We start from the raw sequence: 13,891 nt of genomic DNA, 5'->3' as shown, positions 1-13,891 counted from the left end.
TCAGAACTCCTCGGCGCAGATCAGCGCGAACACCAGGTACGCGAACAGGACCACGGCGACCAGCGCGCCGAAGCCATACAGCACTTCGAGGCCGATCACGATGCGTCTCCCGGCGTGCGTGTCGTATCAACGCCCGCGTGCGGCTTCTGCGGCCCTTCGAGCCGGTTCAGCCCGACGACCAGGGCCGCCACCACGGCCCACAGCGCCAGCAAGGCGCCCATCCAGACGATGTCCATTCATCACTCCTGCAAACAAGACGGGATGAGTCTCGGCAGGCGTGCGTAAAACCGGGGGAAAGAGTGAGCGGGCGGGCGTAAAGAAAACGTAAAAACGCGGGCAACGAGAAAGCGACCGGTGGTCGCCTGCCAGGTTGTTGCCGCCGCCAGGTGGAATCGACAACAATCCCTGAAAACGAGAGCGCAAGAAAAAAAGCGCAAACCAAAGAGGGTGCGGGCCGAAACAGTGATCGATCGGGCCCGCAAAAAAGTGCAAACCACAGAGGAGAAGAAATGAAACTGAAGCGTGTCTTTCAGGCGGCTGCGGCTGGCCTTTCGTTCCTGATGATCGCCGCGTGTGGCGGCGGAGGGTGGCGGAGGAGGAGGAGGTGGTGGCGGTTTTCCGATCGGCATCGCACCCGTCGCTCCCCTGTGAACTATGTCAGCGGGCTGTCCATCCGCATCAACCAGCCGGCCAGCATCGACAAGACGGTCTACGAAGGGCAGATGATCCCAAGCGCCCTGGTGTCCGGCACGCTGTCGGGCGATGTGAATCTGCTCAGCGGCAAGGTGCTGGTACTGCTTGTCGTGATGCCCGATCCGCTGTTCGAAGAGAAGCCCGTCATCACCGTCAATGCCGCGGCACAGTCGGCTTCGCTGAGCATGACCGGCAAGATGGCACCCGACGGCCCCAGGACCTACAAGGGCAGCATGACGATCAAGGCCTGCCTGGACACGGCATGCCAGTCGGAAATCCGGGTCGAGAATCCGCAGATTCCGTATGCGATCACCGTCAAGGCCGGGCTGGGCCTGGGCAGCAAGAACGTCGACTTCGTCACCCCCTTCGGCGCCGCCGTGGCGCCTGTGACGGTTCCGGTCACGCTGCCTGCGGGCGCCGTCTCCTGGGCCGTCGCGCCGGCGATCGGGTCGACCGATACCTTCAAGGTCGAGAAGGCGGGCGATGGCTCGGCGAACCTCGTGGTCTCGCTGCCGGCGCTGCTGCCGAGCGCCTCGTCGTACAAGGCCAGCTTCAACGTGAGTGCCACCACTTCGGATGAGCAGACACTGTCCAGGCTGCTCGAGGTGAGCGTGCTGACCAACCCCTCCAGCGCGCCCTACGCCCTGTCCAGGCCGGAAGCGCATTTCGTGGTCAAGCAAGGAACGTCCACCCTGGCGCCCGCACAGGACGGCGCGGTCTTCTTCCCGGGCGACACCAGCGACAAGATGCGCTACATGGGCACGGTGATGAACACACCGCCCGGCGTGGACACCAGCATGTACCCAGGGCCGAACCTGTGGCTCTATGACTACTTCTACAACGAAGCGGGCTTGCCCCGGTACGCGACGAAGAGCTACAGCTGGAGCACGCAGGTGCAGGCCTGCTACAACGACCGATGCCTGGTGCCCGGACGCTACAGCGCGCAGGTTCAGTTCCGCTACACCCCGGACGGAGGCCCTGCCTATGACATCTACTACCCGGTGGTCATGGACGTGGTGCCCTGATTCGGGCGGGCGAGAGGCTCAGTGCGCCATCCAGCGCCCGTCGCCACGCCGGCTGAGGACGTAGCCGGCGCGGGCGGCGCGGGCGGCGCGCCGCTGTCTCACGGCCAGCCGTGTGGGCGCACGTGGTTCGACCACGTCAATCGCTGCCAGCGTTCTTCTTCTGAGCGAAGTCCACCAGATCCTGGCGGCCGGGCGCCCAGAAGCTCAGCACCGATCCGGCTGTTTCGCCCAGATTGGTAATGTTGTGGGCGACATTCGGCGCAATATGCACCGCCTGGCCCGTTTCAATGACCAACGTCTCTGCCCCGTTCTTCACCTCGAAGCGTCCCTGCAACGCGTAGTTGATTTCCTCTTGTGCGTGCGCGTGGACCGCTGCTGCCGCATGGGGATCGAAATCGATGCGAGAGACGGTGGACCCGGCCTGATGGCTCAGGAATTCGATGGTGACCTCGTCTGTCAGGTGCAGCAGATTCATGGGGACTCCGTTGGAGATGTCGGTCGAATGACGGTCGCGTCGGAAATGACGGCACGTGCCCGGTCGATGCGCTCGTAGCTGTTGTGTTCGAAGTCTTCAAACGCGGTCTGGACAGCGGCAAAGCTCACCATGCGCGAACCGCGCAGGCCCTCCACCAGCTTGATCAGGCTGGGAAAGCCCGCGCTGTGGCAGCCGGGGCAGGCATCCTGAAAACAAAACAACAGCTTGAACGCGCCGGGCATGTGCGACAGACCGAAATGCGAAAGCGGCTGGCCTGCGGCATCGACCCATTGGGTCACGCCCAGTTCCGGCGCCGCCTGGCCGAGGATGCCGGGCTGACGAGGGTCGAAATCAGTCTGCACGGAATGCTCCTTGAGTCGCTGGATCTTGGGGGAGCGTCAAAGCCCGAACGACCGTCAGCCGGTCGGTGCGGATGGCACACACCTACTGAGTTCGGTCCAGACATCCAAAGGGTTACACCGGCAGCGCGCAGACCGGGCTGCCGCGCGCCCACGCGGGGGCCGCCCTCTACGGGCTGTCGATGTCAGCGGGTGCTGCTTATGCCGATCCCGGCAGGCGCCAGTCGGGACGTGCGAAGTGGCAGGTATAGCCGCCCGGGTAATGCTCCAGGTAGTCCTGGTGTTCCGGCTCGGCCTGCCAGAAGGGGCCCGCCGCCTTGACTTCGCTCGTCACCGTGCCCGGCCACAGCCCCGAGGCATTCACGTCGGCGATGGTGTCCTGCGCCACCTGCAACTGTTCGGGCGAGGTGTAGTAGATGCCAGAGCGGTAGGAGGCGCCCCGGTCATTGCCCTGGCGGTTGGGGGTCGTGGGGTCATGGATCTGGAAGAAGAATTCCAGCAATTTCCGATAGCTCAGGACCGCGGGGTCGAACACGACTTCAATGGCTTCCGCGTGGGTGCCGTGGTTGCGGTACGTGGCGTTGGGTACATCGCCGCCGCTGTACCCGACCCGGGTAGAAACCACGCCCGGCATCTTGCGGATGAGATCCTGCATCCCCCAGAAGCAGCCGCCGGCCAGGATTGCAGTGTCGTGGTGAGTCATCTATTTCTCCAGTGGTTGCCCGCGCTTTGCACACAGGGTTCCGGGTCGGGCGTGCCGGAACAAGACAAGAGATGGGGGCAACTTGGCGTGCGTCAAGCACTCCGCTCGAGCTGCCACGCCTGGTACTTCAGGCTGACCACTGCACCGGCCACGATGCCCGCGATCGCCGGCACGCTCGCGATGCTCAGCGTCGACAACGCACTCAGGCCCTGCCCGATGGTGCAGCCCATGGCCGTGACGCCGCCGATGCCCATGAGCACGGCGCCCGTCGCGTGGTGCGCGAGGTCGCCGGTGTTCGTGAAACCTTCCCAGCGGAATTCGCGCGACCACAGCGCATGCAGTGCGGCACCCGCCACCACGCCCGCGACCGACACGATGCCGAGCGTGAGCCGCTTGTTGACGTCGCTGTAGAACATGAGCCAGTCGAGCGCGTAGGCCACCGGCGTGACGAAGCTCAGCGCTTCGGCGCGGCCGGAGTTGGTGGCGAGGAACACGTGCTCAAGCGTGAGCGGATGCTCCTCGACCACCGCCCAGTGGCCGCTGAGCCACCACGCACCGACGACCAATGCGCCGATCAGCATGCCGCCGACAAGGCTGCGCACGTCGCGCGTCTCGCGGCCCCACGCGGCCCACACGAGCAGCGCGCCGCCGAGCACGAGGCCGAGCGCAAGGCGCAGCGATGCTGCGTCGAGTTGGAAGGATGCGGCCAGCACGTCAGGCAGCGATGCATTCACCGCCAGGTCCACATGCACCGCATCGACAGTCGCAACACGCAGCACCGCGGTGATGCCCTTCAGCGTGGCGAAGGCCGACACGCCCATGAGCACGAGCACCACCAGCGCCTTGAGGTTGCCACCGCCCAGGCGCACCAGCGTCTTGTTGCCGCAGCCCGACGACAGCACCATGCCGACGCCGAACAGCAGGCCGCCGACCAGCGCCGAGAGCCAGAGGATCTGGTGCGAGGCGTAGAGCGTGCGGTCGGCATCGACGAGCCCCGCGGACACAAGCGCCGAGAAGCCGATGAGCGCGACGCCGCCGGCTGCGGCCCACTGCTTCACGCGGGTCCAGTCGCCGAGCGCCACCACGTCACTGATCGCGCCCATGGTGCAAAAGCGCGTGGCGCGCGCGACGGCGCCGAACACGGCCGACAGCACGAAGGCCGCCACGAGCGCGAGCGTGGTGAGAAGGGAAACCTGCGCGATGGACATGGCCCGATTCTAGGGAGCGCCCCACCTGCGGGGCGCTCGATTCAGGCCAGGCCGGGGTTCGGTGCGATGTTCTTCAGCACGGGTTCGTCGAGCCGGCGCGTGGTCACCACCTTGCGCGACTTCAGCCACGGCTCGATGACTTCCCACACCGGTTTGTTGCCGGCGGTGCGCGCCTCTTCGCTCACGGGCGCCCAGCCCGCGACCTTGTAGCTGCGGCTGGCGTCGATGGGCTTGCCGCCCAGGCGCATGTCCTGGATGCGCTGGCCCATGGCGGCCGTCGGGTCGCAGGTGTACTGCAGCCCGCCCACGCGCACCATGTCGCCGCCCTGCTGGTAGTACGGGTCGGGGTTGAAGAGGTTGTCGCACACGTCTTCGAGCACGGTCTTCAGCGTCTCGCCGGTCATCTGCGTGACGGTCGCGTACGAGTACGTGGTGGCCGTCATGTCCATGAGCCACTCGCGCGTGATCGCCTGGCCGGGCAGCAGCGAGGTGCCCCAGCGGAAACCGGGCGAGAAGGCGATGGGCGCGTCCTGGACTTCCATGAGCGCGTCGAGCAGCAGCTGGTCGCCGGTGCCGTTGAAGTTGCCGCGCCGGTACAGCGCGCCGTCGGTGTGGGCGAGGGTTTCCGCAAGCTTGGCCTCGTAGGGCGCGCGCACGCGGGTGATGAGCGCGTCCATCTCCTTGTCGGCCGGAATCAGGTCGGAGAACACGGGCAGCAGGCGGTAGCGGAAGTCGCTCACCTTCTTGCCCTTGACGTCGAAGTCGATCACGCCGAGGAACTTGCCGTTGGAGCCGCCGTTGACCACGATGGTCTTGCCGCCCGCGTTGCTCACGAGCGTGGGCATGGGCGTGCCGTCGTGCGTGTGGCCGCCGAGGATGGCGTCGATGCCGGTGACGCGGCTGGCCATCTTGAGGTCGACGTCCATGCCGTTGTGCGACAGCACCACCACCACCTGCGCGCCCTTGCCGCGCGCCTCGTTCACCACGCGCTGCAGGTTGTCGTCCTGGATGCCGAAGGTCCAGTCGGCCACCATGTAGCGCGGGTTGGCGATCGGCGTGTAGGGGAAGGCCTGGCCGATGATGGCGCAGGGCACGCCGTTGATCTCGCGCATCACATAGGGCTTGAACACCGGGTCGCCGAAGTCGGCGGTCTTGACGTTCTGCGCGACGAACTCGACCTTGCCCGCAAAGTCTTTCTCGATGATCTGCTGCACCCGCGCCATGCCGTAGGTGAACTCCCAGTGCCCGGTCATCACGTCGACGCCGAGCAGCTTGCAGGCGTCGACCATGTCCTGTGCGTCGGTCCACAGCGATGTGGCCGAGCCCTGCCAGGTGTCGCCGCCGTCGAGCAGCAACGCGCCGGGGCGGCTGGCCTTGAGCTGCTTGACCAGCGTGGCCAGGTGCGCGAAGCCGCCCACCTTGCCGTAGCGCTGCGCGGCGTTGTCGAAGTCGAGGTAGGTGAGCGCATGCGCCATGCGCGTGCCGGGCTTCACGCCCGCGGCTTTCAGCAGGTGCTCGCCCACGAGGTGCGGCACCTTGCCCCGCATGGCGCCGATGCCGATGTTGACGCCCGGCTCGCGGAAGTACAGCGGCTTGAGCTGCGCATGGCAGTCGGTCATGTGCAGCATCGACACGTTGCCGAAGGCCGGCACGGTGTACATGCCGTCAAGGCCGGCGGCCACGCTGCTGCCGTGGCGGCCCAGGCCCAGGCCGGCGACAGCGCCGGCACCGAGCATCTGGACGAACTCGCGCTTGGAAAGGTTCATGAAGAAGAAAGCCGGACGCTCAGCGGTTGACGGGAGACTGGGGGTCGAGCAGCAAGCCCATCACGTCGCGGATCTGCTTCTCGTTGAGGATGCCGGAGTGGCCGACGCGCGGCATGTTCGAGCAGGCGTTGTAGGCGCGCGCGTTCCACAGCTTGCCCCAGGTGTATTCGACGATGGGCTTGGAAGCAGCGCTCGCCGGGTCGCTCACGCCGCGCAGCTTGCCGTAGTGGTACAGGCTCGGGCCGAGCGTGCCGAAGGAGATTTCTTCCTTCGACATCTGGTGGCAGTTGTAGCAATTGCCGCCGTTGGCCGCATTGGCCGCGTCGGTCCAGGTGAGGCCGCGGCCGTTCTGCGCGATCTTCTCGCCCTCGCGCCAGTCGCCGACGAACTTGCCGTCAGAAGGCCAGCGCACGGTCTTCATGTTGGCGGCCTCGATCTCCTTGGTGCGCTGCTCGTCCAGCGGCTTGCCGCTGGCCTCGGCTTCGCTGCACGCGAGGTTGGCCGGGTCTTGCACGAGGCGGTCGACCTTGGCGATGCCCTGGTCACGGAAGGAACGCTGCAGCGCGTCGGCGGTGAGCTTGTCGAGTTCGGCGGCGCTGTCGACCGACGCGCAACCGAACACGGTGAGCGCGCAGGCCACGGCGGCCAGGCCGACGAAATGATCAGACTTCATGGCGTGGCTCCTTCAGCGCTTGATGCCGGGCGCGGTGGTCTTGCCGCCCTTGCCGTTGACGCCCATGTACACGGCCAGTGCCACGGTCACGTCGCTGGCGTAGCCCGGGTACGGAAAGCGCTGCTGGCGGAAGCAGTCGTTGAGCCGGCGCTGCATGCCCCACAGCTCGCCCGACGACACGCGGTAGGCCGGCCAGGCACCGAAGCCTTCACCGGCGCCGGGGTTCTTCGTGAGGTTGGGCAGGTCTTGCAGGCGAATGCGCTTGCCGTCGGCGCCGTGGCAGGTGGCGCAGGCAAAGTCGTGCGGGCCGGCGCGCAGGAAGAACAGGCGCTTGCCCACTTCGTACGCGCGGCGTTCGCTGGCATGCGACTGCGGCAGGTTCAGCGGCAGGCCTTTCGATTCGGCCGAGATCCACGCCACCAGCCCTTCGAGGTTCTTCTGCTCGCCCTGGCCGAACGGCGTCTTGGCGATGGCGGCGGCGTCGAAGCCCTGCAAGGTTTCCATGCAGGTGAGCAGGCGCGACTCCATGTCCTGCACGCGGCCGGTGTCGGGAAAGTAGCGCGGCAGTTCGGCGAACGCGCCCTTCACCACGCCCGGGCCCTTGCCGAGGTCGCACTTCTCCATCGACGCAGCCTTGGGGCCGCGCTTCTGTTTCCAGAGGTCTTCGCCCTTGGCCTCGAACAGTTCGGCGGGGTTGCCGTCCTGCAGCAGCGCGCGGTACTCGGCGATGCCTTCGGCCGTGGTCTTCTGCGCCGCGGCGGGCAGCGCGATGCTGCCGGCCAGCACCAGCAGGCTCAGGCATGTGGTTGTCCTCATGGGGCCGCCTTTTTTCTCGTGGGGAACACAACAACACGTGAGCGATCGCCCGCGTGGAGGAGGAAGCGTCAGCTGACGGTGGCTTCGTCGGTGCGGGTGTCGCCGCGGTTGTCCTTCCAGGTCACGGCGATCTTGTCGCCGGCCTTCGCGCCCTTCAGCGTGAACTGCATGAAGGGGTTCTTCGACACCGCCGGGCCCCAGTCGGCCGTGAGCACGGTCTTGCCGTTGAGCGAGGCCGTGACCTCCTGGATGAACCAGGCGGGAATCGTCTTGCCGGCGGCGTCCTTGCGCTGGCCGGTTTCCATTTCGTGCGCCATGAGGATGCGCACGGTCGTCTTGTCGCCCGCGGCCTGGGCGCGGATGCGCATGGGATCTGCCATGGTGGTCTCCTTCTTCTCGTCGTGTTCTTGTGTGTGAAGCCGTCGCTCAGCCGCCGCAGCCGCCGAGCGTGACCTTGACTTCCTTCTTGGCGAAGAGCGCCTTGCCGTCGTTCATGACCGCGATCGCGTACACGTCGGACGACTGGCCCAGCTTGGCGCGCGTGGTGAAGTTCGACTCGACGAACTCCGAGGTGTTGAAGATCGCGACCACGGCGTTCGGGTTCTTCTCGACCAGCAGCATGAGCTGCTTCACGCCGGGCAAGGCGGTGGCCACGCTGAGCGGCACCACGGCGCCGTTCTCGGCGATGTCGGGGCCGGTGATGGTGACGTCCTTGCTCTCGGTGGGCGCGCCGGTGACACCGACGGCCTTGAGCGCGTCGGCCACGCTCTTGGCGTCGAAGGCGTCTTTGGAGTACGCGAACGCGGTGGCGGGGAGCCAGCCGGCGGTGGCCGCCAGGCCCGCGAGGGCGGCGGACTGCGTGAGCATCTGTCTGCGGTTTTTCATGGGGTTGTCTCCTGTCGAATCATGGTCCGGTGCTGTCGGCGAGCCAGCGGGCGATGGCCTTGGCATCATCGTCGCCGAGGGTCTGCGGCGGCATCGGGATCGCCCCCCAGACACCGGTGCTGCCCGCCTTGATCTTCTGCAGCAGGTGGTCGGTCTGGCCGGGGTACTTTTTCGCGATGTCCGAGAAGGCGGGGCCGACGAGCTTCTGCGTCATGCCGTGGCAGGCGGTGCAGCTGTTCTTCTCGAGCAGCGCCACGGGCACTTTCGGTGCTGCTACAGCGGGTGCGGTGGTCTTCACGGCAGCGGGTGCGGCGGTGGCGATGCCGCGCTGCGCCCCCACCAGCCGGTTCTGGTCGGCGAGGTTGCCGTGGCTGCCGCGCGCATGCGGCGGCAGCTGCGCGACGGACGACGCCGCCGGCACGCAGTCGCGCATGCAGGCCACGGCCGACACATCGGGCTTCGTCGCGCGGCCCAGCTCGGCGCCAGGCCACATCGCGTGCGCGGTGGTGCCGCCGTTGCGGTTGGGCATGCGGGCCTGCACTTCGCGGATGTTCTTGTCGGACAGCGTGAAGTCGTCGGGCACGATGCCGCCGAGGTTCAGCATGTAGGCGGTGACGGCGTACACATCGTCGGGCGAGAGCGACTTGGGCTGGTTCCACGGCATGGCGCGGTACACGTAGTCCCACACGGTCGACAGGCTCGTGACCTTCATCAGCGTGGTGCGGCCCGGGAAGGCCGAGTCTTTCAGGCGTGCGACGTGGCCGCTCTTGATGTCTTCGGCCGTGGTGCCGCCGACGATCGGGCTGAACACCTGGTTCGATTCGCCGAACACGCCGTGGCACGAGGCGCACTTGCCTTCCCACACATCCTGCCCGCGCGTGACGGAACCCGAGCCGGGCGGCAGGCCCTTGAAGTCGGGGCGCACGTCGATGTCCCACGCGGCCACTTCCTTGGGCGTGGCGTCGCGGCCGATGCCTGCGTAGCCTGCCGTCTTGGGCTGTGCCCAGGCCGCAGCGCCGACACTGCAGGCGAGCGCAAGAACGAGCAGCGCGCGACTAGGAAAGCTGGACATTCGCCACCTCCCCGTTCGCCTGCACCTGCCACGACTGGATGGCGTTGTTGTGATAGATCGAACGCGTGCCGCGCACCGCGCGCAGCTGCTTGTAGCTGGGCTGCACGTAGCCGGTGTCGTCCATGGCGCGGCTCTGGATGATGGCGGGCGTGCCGTCCCACACCCAGTCGATGTTGAAGCGCGTGAGGCACTTCGAGAGCACGGGCGATTCGAGCCGCGCGGTGCGCCAGTTGCGCCCGCCGTCCACGCTCACGTCCACACGCTTCACCTGGCCGCGGCCCGACCACGCGAGGCCGGTGATGTTGTAGAAGCCCTTGTCGAGCAGCATCTGGCCGCCCGAGGGCGTGGTCACGACGCTCTTGCATTCCTGGATGCTGGTGTACTGGCGGTGCTGGCCGTCGGGCATGAGGTCGACGTAGTGCACGGTCTCGTCCTTGGCACCGTAGGGCTGGTCGCCGAGTTCGATGCGGCGCAGGTACTTGACCCAGCTCACGCCCTGCACGCCCGGCACCACGAGCCGCAGCGGGTAGCCCTGCTCGGGCCGCAGCATCTCGCCGTTCTGGCCGTAGGCCACGAGCACCTCGCCGGAGCGGATGAGGCTCATGGGAATGGTGCGCGTCATGGACGAACCGTCGGCGCCCTCGGCGAGCACGAAGCGCTCGCCCTTGAGGTCGGCGCCCGCCATCTCGAGCAGCGTGATCAGCGGCACGCCGGTGAACTCGCTGCACGACAGCATGCCGTGCGTGTACTGGGCCGTCGGCACCGCGACGTTGCCCCACTCCATGCCGGTGTTGGCGCCGCACTCGATGAAGTGAAAGCGCGACACCGACGGCAGCCGCATCAGCTCGTCGAGCGTGAAGACCTTCGGCGTCTTCACGAGGCCGTTGACCATGAGCCGGTGCTTCGACGGATCGATGTCCCACCAGCCCTGGTGGTGCCGCTCGAAGTGCAGGCCGCTGGGCGTGACGATGCCGAACAGCGACTGCAGCGGCGCGAACGACACCGAGGCCTGCGCGGTCGGCGTGAGCCCCGGGCTCTGGCGACGCTGCACATTGGCTTCGTATCTGGAAGGCTTGCCGTAGCCGTCGGTGACCACCGGCTGGCCGAGGCCCGTGCTGTGCGCGGGCAGATTCAAGATGGCGGGGTCGCCATCGCCCACCGCAGTGCGCGATTGCGCGAGCGCGGACGATGTCGCTGCGGTGCCTGCAACGGCCGCTGCGAACGCGTTGCGAATGAAGTCGCGCCGCCCCTTGCCGGCTTCGGCGAAGACGGCACGCACGCCCTGCGCATCGAGAAAGTTCTCGGGTGCCTTGCGCACCTTCCCGGTCTGCTGGATGCTGCCGCTCATTGCGTCGCGTCCGTGCGCCTTACTTGGCGCCGCCCAACACCCAGGCGGCCAGCGCCTTGGCATCGGCCTCGCTCATCGCGGGCTGCGCGGGCATGGGCACGGCGCCCCACTTGCCGGTGCTGCCCTTCTGGATGCTCGCGGTGAGCACGGCGAGCGCATCGGCCTGGCCGGTGTACTTCTTCGCGACGTCGAGGTAGGCGGGACCGACCAGCTTCTTGTCGACCGCATGGCACGCGAGGCAGGCGTTCTTCTGGGCCAGTTCCTTGTTGGCAAGGGCCGGTGTCGACAGCAGCAAGGTGGTGACAGCAACGGCGAGCGACGGCAACAGCAACTTCAAATCGGTCTCCTTGAAACGCGCCCCGAAGCGGCTGGTTTCATCGTTAAATAAGTAAATCGTTATGTATTGATTTTAGGGACGATCGCGCACAAGGGAAGGGCTTCGGCCTTGGGGGAAACCCGTGCGGTTTCTCGCTGCGCCACGTCAGCTGCGGACGGCGGTGCGTGCGTGCTGCAGGCGTGCTTCGAGGTAAGCGCCGTAGAAGTCCGAGTCGCCGCCGGTCAGCCGCTCGGCGACCTCGCGGCCGTTGCGGCCGAAGAAGAGCACCGTCGGTGCGACGGTGACTTTCCACGCCTTGATGAGCGCGTCATGCGTGCGCGCTGTGCCATCGAAATCGCGCACGCTGCGTGAATCACGAAAGTCGATCTGCACCACAGGCAGGCCGGCTGCGACTTCAGGCACGAGGTAGTGCTCGCGCACGATCTTGCAGAAGGGGCAGCCCTGCAGGCTGGCCATGACGACCAACGGTTGCGAGCGGGCCAGCGCCGCGGCGAGCGCACCGGCCAGCGAGACGGGCGCGGGCAGTTGCTGCACCTCAGCCGCATACACCGCCATCGGCGCGACGCACCACGCGGCAAGACCCGCAACGAGCTGCCGGCGCGTGCGGTCGCCGCTCATCGCGCCTCCTGCTCCAGCAGCAGGTAGGTGTTGTAGGCGTTCATGCGGTTGGCCACCTTGAACAGCGGCCAGGCCTCGAAGCGCGACCAGTCGGTGGCGGCGTAGGCCTCGTCGAAGGGCGTCATCTCGGTGGCCGCTTTCTGCATCGCGCCGCGCAGGAAGACGAGGTAGTCGCGCGTCTGCCGCAGGTCTTGCGCCGGGTCGTCCGACGCGGGGCCGTGGCCCGGCACGATGGTGCGCGCATCGAGTGCGAGCAGTGCGTCGAGCGACGTGATCCAGTGCCGGCTGTCGGCCGAGCCCACGTAGGGCGTGCGGTTGCGGAACACGATGTCGCCGGTGAACAGCACCTTCTGCTGCGGCAGGAAGATGGCGAGGTCTTCGGGCGTGTGCGCGGGGCCCGCGGGCTGGATCACGAAGCGCGTGCCGCCGATGGTGAGCTCGGTGCGGCCGTCGATCCACACATCGGCCGGCACCAGCCGCGTGCGCTCGTCGATCCATGGGGCGAGCTCCTGGCGCGAGGCCTCGAGCCGCAGCCGTGCGGTGTCGGACGTGAGGTAGGTCTTGCCCCGCGTGTGCGCCACGATCTGCGCGCCCAGCGCCTTGAACACCTGCAGGCCGTAGATGTGGTCGGCGTGGTAGTGCGTGAGGATGACGTGGCTGATCGGCTTGGGCGTGAGCTTGCGGATCTCGGCCACCATGCGCTCGGCGACCGCGGGCGAGCCGAGCGCGTCGATCATCACGACGCTGTCGCGCGTGATGACGAAGCCGGCGTTGGAGATGAAGTTCTGGTTGTCCTTCGAGCCCAGCGCGGGGATGCCCTGCACGTAGTAGATGTCGGGCGCCACCGGCAGCGGGCGGATCTCGGGGGCGGCGACTGCGGCACTGGCGCTCAGCCAGAGCGCAGCGCACATCAACAGCGCCTTCGCGCGAACGGCGGTGGGCCGGCACGGGAACATCGTGGGTCGTCTCCTGCGGGCTGGGCGGCGAGGGCCGCGGGCTTGCCCGGCTGTAAATATAAGCAGAAGATGATATTTTGCGGGCAACGACAACAGCCAGAGGGTTTCCCCATGAGACACGCATTCATCGCCTTCCTGCTCGCCATGGTCGCCACGTTCGCGGGCGCACAGGAGACCAAGGTGGTCTACCACGTGAACACCGGCGTGGAGAACAGCGCCGCCATCCTCGCGAACATCACGAACCACCTGAACGCGGAGCCGAAGGCGAAGATCGTCGTGGTCACGCACGGCCCCGGCATCGACTTCCTGCTGAGCGACGCGAAGGACAGCAAGGGTCGCGAGTTCAGTGGTCCGGTGAGCGCACTGGCCGGACGCGGCGTGGAGTTCAAGGTGTGCAACAACACGCTGACCTCGCGCAACATCGACGCGGGCAAGCTGCTGATGGAAACCAAGGTGGTGCCCTCGGGCGTGGCCGAGGTGGCGCGGCTGCAGGCGAAGGAAGGCTACGTCTACCTGAAGCCCTGAACGCAGCGCTGAAGAGAAGAAGCCGGCTGACGCCGGCCTTCTTCTCTTCCTATTCCTGCTCGATGGCGATCTGCACGCAGATGCTGCGGCACAGCGCCACCACGGTCTCGTTCGCGATGCTGTAGTAGATGCTCACGCCGTCGCGGCGTCGTGCGAGCACGCCCGCCTGGTAGAGCGTGTTCAGGTGCTGCGACATGTTGGGCTGCGTGGTGTCGATCTGCGCGAGCAGCTCGCTCACGTTCTTCTCGCCGTTGCACAGCAGGCTCACGATCTTCAGCCGCATGGGCGCGGCCATGGCCCGGAACAGGTCGGCGGCAATGTCGAAGACCTCGTCCTCGGTGACAGCCGAGGACTTCTTGCGGGGTTTGGTGGCCATGCTGAATAGGTTCATGCGCAGGTCGCAATGTACATCGGCGCCTGGCGCGGCGAGCG

The 13,891-nt window shown here is 66.9% G+C and carries 19 protein-coding genes; 2 read left to right on the top strand and 17 right to left on the bottom strand.

The window, feature by feature from the left end; all coding sequences use genetic code 11:
* Both kdpF and GFK26_RS34010 read right to left on the bottom strand, forming a co-directional pair.
* A complete protein-coding gene (gene kdpF, locus GFK26_RS09105) occupies positions 1-99 on the bottom strand; it encodes a K(+)-transporting ATPase subunit F (protein WP_056576794.1) in 99 nt (32 codons plus the stop codon).
* Positions 96-236, bottom strand: a complete 141-nt coding sequence (locus tag GFK26_RS34010) for a hypothetical protein (RefSeq protein WP_194274056.1) — start codon at positions 234-236, stop codon at positions 96-98. Before GFK26_RS34010 ends, kdpF begins: the two co-directional genes overlap by 4 nt.
* Positions 237-647: 411 nt before the next feature.
* Here GFK26_RS34010 and GFK26_RS09100 point away from each other — a divergent pair, with 411 nt between their 5' ends.
* Positions 648-1,718, top strand: a complete 1,071-nt coding sequence (locus GFK26_RS09100) for a hypothetical protein (RefSeq protein WP_153281700.1) — start codon at positions 648-650, stop codon at positions 1,716-1,718.
* 136 nt (positions 1,719-1,854) lie between these two features.
* On the opposite strand, the gene GFK26_RS09095 is transcribed toward GFK26_RS09100, so the two are convergent.
* The 14 genes from GFK26_RS09095 to GFK26_RS09030 form a co-directional block, all read right to left on the bottom strand.
* The gene (locus GFK26_RS09095) at positions 1,855-2,193 is read right to left on the bottom strand and encodes a cupin domain-containing protein (protein WP_153281699.1); all 339 of its coding nucleotides are present in this window, start codon (positions 2,191-2,193) and stop codon (positions 1,855-1,857) included.
* Positions 2,190-2,555, bottom strand: a complete 366-nt coding sequence (locus GFK26_RS09090) for a hypothetical protein (protein WP_153281698.1) — start codon at positions 2,553-2,555, stop codon at positions 2,190-2,192. Before GFK26_RS09090 ends, GFK26_RS09095 begins: the two co-directional genes overlap by 4 nt.
* A 196-nt stretch (positions 2,556-2,751) precedes the next feature.
* Entirely contained in the window at positions 2,752-3,255 is a 504-nt protein-coding gene (msrA, locus tag GFK26_RS09085) for a peptide-methionine (S)-S-oxide reductase MsrA (RefSeq protein ID WP_153281697.1), read from the bottom strand.
* Positions 3,256-3,347: 92 nt separating this feature from the next.
* Positions 3,348-4,463, bottom strand: a complete 1,116-nt coding sequence (locus tag GFK26_RS09080; RefSeq protein ID WP_153281696.1) for a YeeE/YedE family protein — start codon at positions 4,461-4,463, stop codon at positions 3,348-3,350.
* 41 nt (positions 4,464-4,504) lie between these two features.
* Entirely contained in the window at positions 4,505-6,229 is a 1,725-nt protein-coding gene (gene soxB / locus GFK26_RS09075) for a thiosulfohydrolase SoxB (RefSeq protein ID WP_153281695.1), read from the bottom strand.
* Positions 6,230-6,248: 19 nt separating this feature from the next.
* Positions 6,249-6,902, bottom strand: coding sequence for a sulfur oxidation c-type cytochrome SoxX (soxX, locus tag GFK26_RS09070; protein WP_153281694.1), 654 nt, complete (start codon positions 6,900-6,902; stop codon positions 6,249-6,251).
* A 12-nt stretch (positions 6,903-6,914) separates the two neighbouring features.
* Positions 6,915-7,718 carry a sulfur oxidation c-type cytochrome SoxA gene (soxA, locus tag GFK26_RS09065; protein WP_101491416.1) on the bottom strand — a complete coding sequence of 268 codons (804 nt, stop codon included), beginning with the start codon at positions 7,716-7,718 and terminating at the stop codon, positions 6,915-6,917.
* Between the two features lie 68 nt (positions 7,719-7,786).
* A complete protein-coding gene (soxZ, locus tag GFK26_RS09060; RefSeq protein ID WP_172438442.1) occupies positions 7,787-8,098 on the bottom strand; it encodes a thiosulfate oxidation carrier complex protein SoxZ in 312 nt (103 codons plus the stop codon).
* A gap of 46 nt (positions 8,099-8,144) precedes the next feature.
* On the bottom strand, positions 8,145-8,603 hold the full coding sequence (soxY, locus tag GFK26_RS09055; protein ID WP_095950317.1) for a thiosulfate oxidation carrier protein SoxY: 459 nt from the start codon (positions 8,601-8,603) through the stop codon (positions 8,145-8,147).
* Positions 8,604-8,622: 19 nt separating this feature from the next.
* Positions 8,623-9,675: a c-type cytochrome gene (locus tag GFK26_RS09050; protein ID WP_153281693.1), complete on the bottom strand. Its 1,053-nt coding sequence runs from the start codon at positions 9,673-9,675 to the stop codon at positions 8,623-8,625.
* Positions 9,659-11,023 carry a sulfite dehydrogenase gene (gene soxC / locus GFK26_RS09045; protein ID WP_153281692.1) on the bottom strand — a complete coding sequence of 455 codons (1,365 nt, stop codon included), beginning with the start codon at positions 11,021-11,023 and terminating at the stop codon, positions 9,659-9,661. Before soxC ends, GFK26_RS09050 begins: the two co-directional genes overlap by 17 nt.
* A 19-nt stretch (positions 11,024-11,042) precedes the next feature.
* Entirely contained in the window at positions 11,043-11,360 is a 318-nt protein-coding gene (locus tag GFK26_RS09040) for a c-type cytochrome (RefSeq protein WP_218967438.1), read from the bottom strand.
* Between the two features lie 144 nt (positions 11,361-11,504).
* Positions 11,505-11,978 carry a hypothetical protein gene (locus GFK26_RS09035; RefSeq protein ID WP_153281691.1) on the bottom strand — a complete coding sequence of 158 codons (474 nt, stop codon included), beginning with the start codon at positions 11,976-11,978 and terminating at the stop codon, positions 11,505-11,507.
* A complete protein-coding gene (locus tag GFK26_RS09030; protein ID WP_153281690.1) occupies positions 11,975-12,934 on the bottom strand; it encodes an MBL fold metallo-hydrolase in 960 nt (319 codons plus the stop codon). Before GFK26_RS09030 ends, GFK26_RS09035 begins: the two co-directional genes overlap by 4 nt.
* A 111-nt stretch (positions 12,935-13,045) precedes the next feature.
* On the opposite strand from GFK26_RS09030, the gene GFK26_RS09025 reads away from it, so the two are divergent.
* Positions 13,046-13,459, top strand: a complete 414-nt coding sequence (locus tag GFK26_RS09025) for a DsrE family protein (protein WP_153281689.1) — start codon at positions 13,046-13,048, stop codon at positions 13,457-13,459.
* Positions 13,460-13,508: 49 nt separating this feature from the next.
* Here GFK26_RS09025 and GFK26_RS09020 read toward each other — a convergent pair whose 3' ends face one another.
* The gene (locus GFK26_RS09020; protein ID WP_099793711.1) at positions 13,509-13,835 is read right to left on the bottom strand and encodes an ArsR/SmtB family transcription factor; all 327 of its coding nucleotides are present in this window, start codon (positions 13,833-13,835) and stop codon (positions 13,509-13,511) included.
* Positions 13,836-13,891: the final 56 nt, after the last annotated feature.

This window comes from Variovorax paradoxus (assembly GCF_009498455.1).
Classification (GTDB): Bacteria; Pseudomonadota; Gammaproteobacteria; order Burkholderiales; family Burkholderiaceae_C; genus Variovorax; species Variovorax paradoxus_H.
This window is presented reverse-complemented; position numbering and strand designations above follow the sequence as displayed.

Coding starts and splice junctions, on each gene's coding strand:
- GFK26_RS09025 (WP_153281689.1), top strand. CDS start 13,046: ATGAGACACGCATTCATCGCCTTCCTGCTCGCCATGGTCGCCACGTTC.
- msrA (WP_153281697.1), bottom strand. CDS start 3,255: ATGACTCACCACGACACTGCAATCCTGGCCGGCGGCTGCTTCTGGGGG.
- soxY (WP_095950317.1), bottom strand. CDS start 8,603: ATGAAAAACCGCAGACAGATGCTCACGCAGTCCGCCGCCCTCGCGGGC.
- soxX (WP_153281694.1), bottom strand. CDS start 6,902: ATGAAGTCTGATCATTTCGTCGGCCTGGCCGCCGTGGCCTGCGCGCTC.
- soxA (WP_101491416.1), bottom strand. CDS start 7,718: ATGAGGACAACCACATGCCTGAGCCTGCTGGTGCTGGCCGGCAGCATC.
- soxB (WP_153281695.1), bottom strand. CDS start 6,229: ATGAACCTTTCCAAGCGCGAGTTCGTCCAGATGCTCGGTGCCGGCGCT.
- GFK26_RS09020 (WP_099793711.1), bottom strand. CDS start 13,835: ATGGCCACCAAACCCCGCAAGAAGTCCTCGGCTGTCACCGAGGACGAG.
- GFK26_RS09080 (WP_153281696.1), bottom strand. CDS start 4,463: ATGTCCATCGCGCAGGTTTCCCTTCTCACCACGCTCGCGCTCGTGGCG.
- GFK26_RS09050 (WP_153281693.1), bottom strand. CDS start 9,675: ATGTCCAGCTTTCCTAGTCGCGCGCTGCTCGTTCTTGCGCTCGCCTGC.
- GFK26_RS09035 (WP_153281691.1), bottom strand. CDS start 11,978: ATGAGCGGCGACCGCACGCGCCGGCAGCTCGTTGCGGGTCTTGCCGCG.
- GFK26_RS34010 (WP_194274056.1), bottom strand. CDS start 236: ATGGACATCGTCTGGATGGGCGCCTTGCTGGCGCTGTGGGCCGTGGTG.
- GFK26_RS09030 (WP_153281690.1), bottom strand. CDS start 12,934: ATGTTCCCGTGCCGGCCCACCGCCGTTCGCGCGAAGGCGCTGTTGATG.
- soxC (WP_153281692.1), bottom strand. CDS start 11,023: ATGAGCGGCAGCATCCAGCAGACCGGGAAGGTGCGCAAGGCACCCGAG.
- GFK26_RS09095 (WP_153281699.1), bottom strand. CDS start 2,193: ATGAATCTGCTGCACCTGACAGACGAGGTCACCATCGAATTCCTGAGC.
- soxZ (WP_172438442.1), bottom strand. CDS start 8,098: ATGGCAGATCCCATGCGCATCCGCGCCCAGGCCGCGGGCGACAAGACG.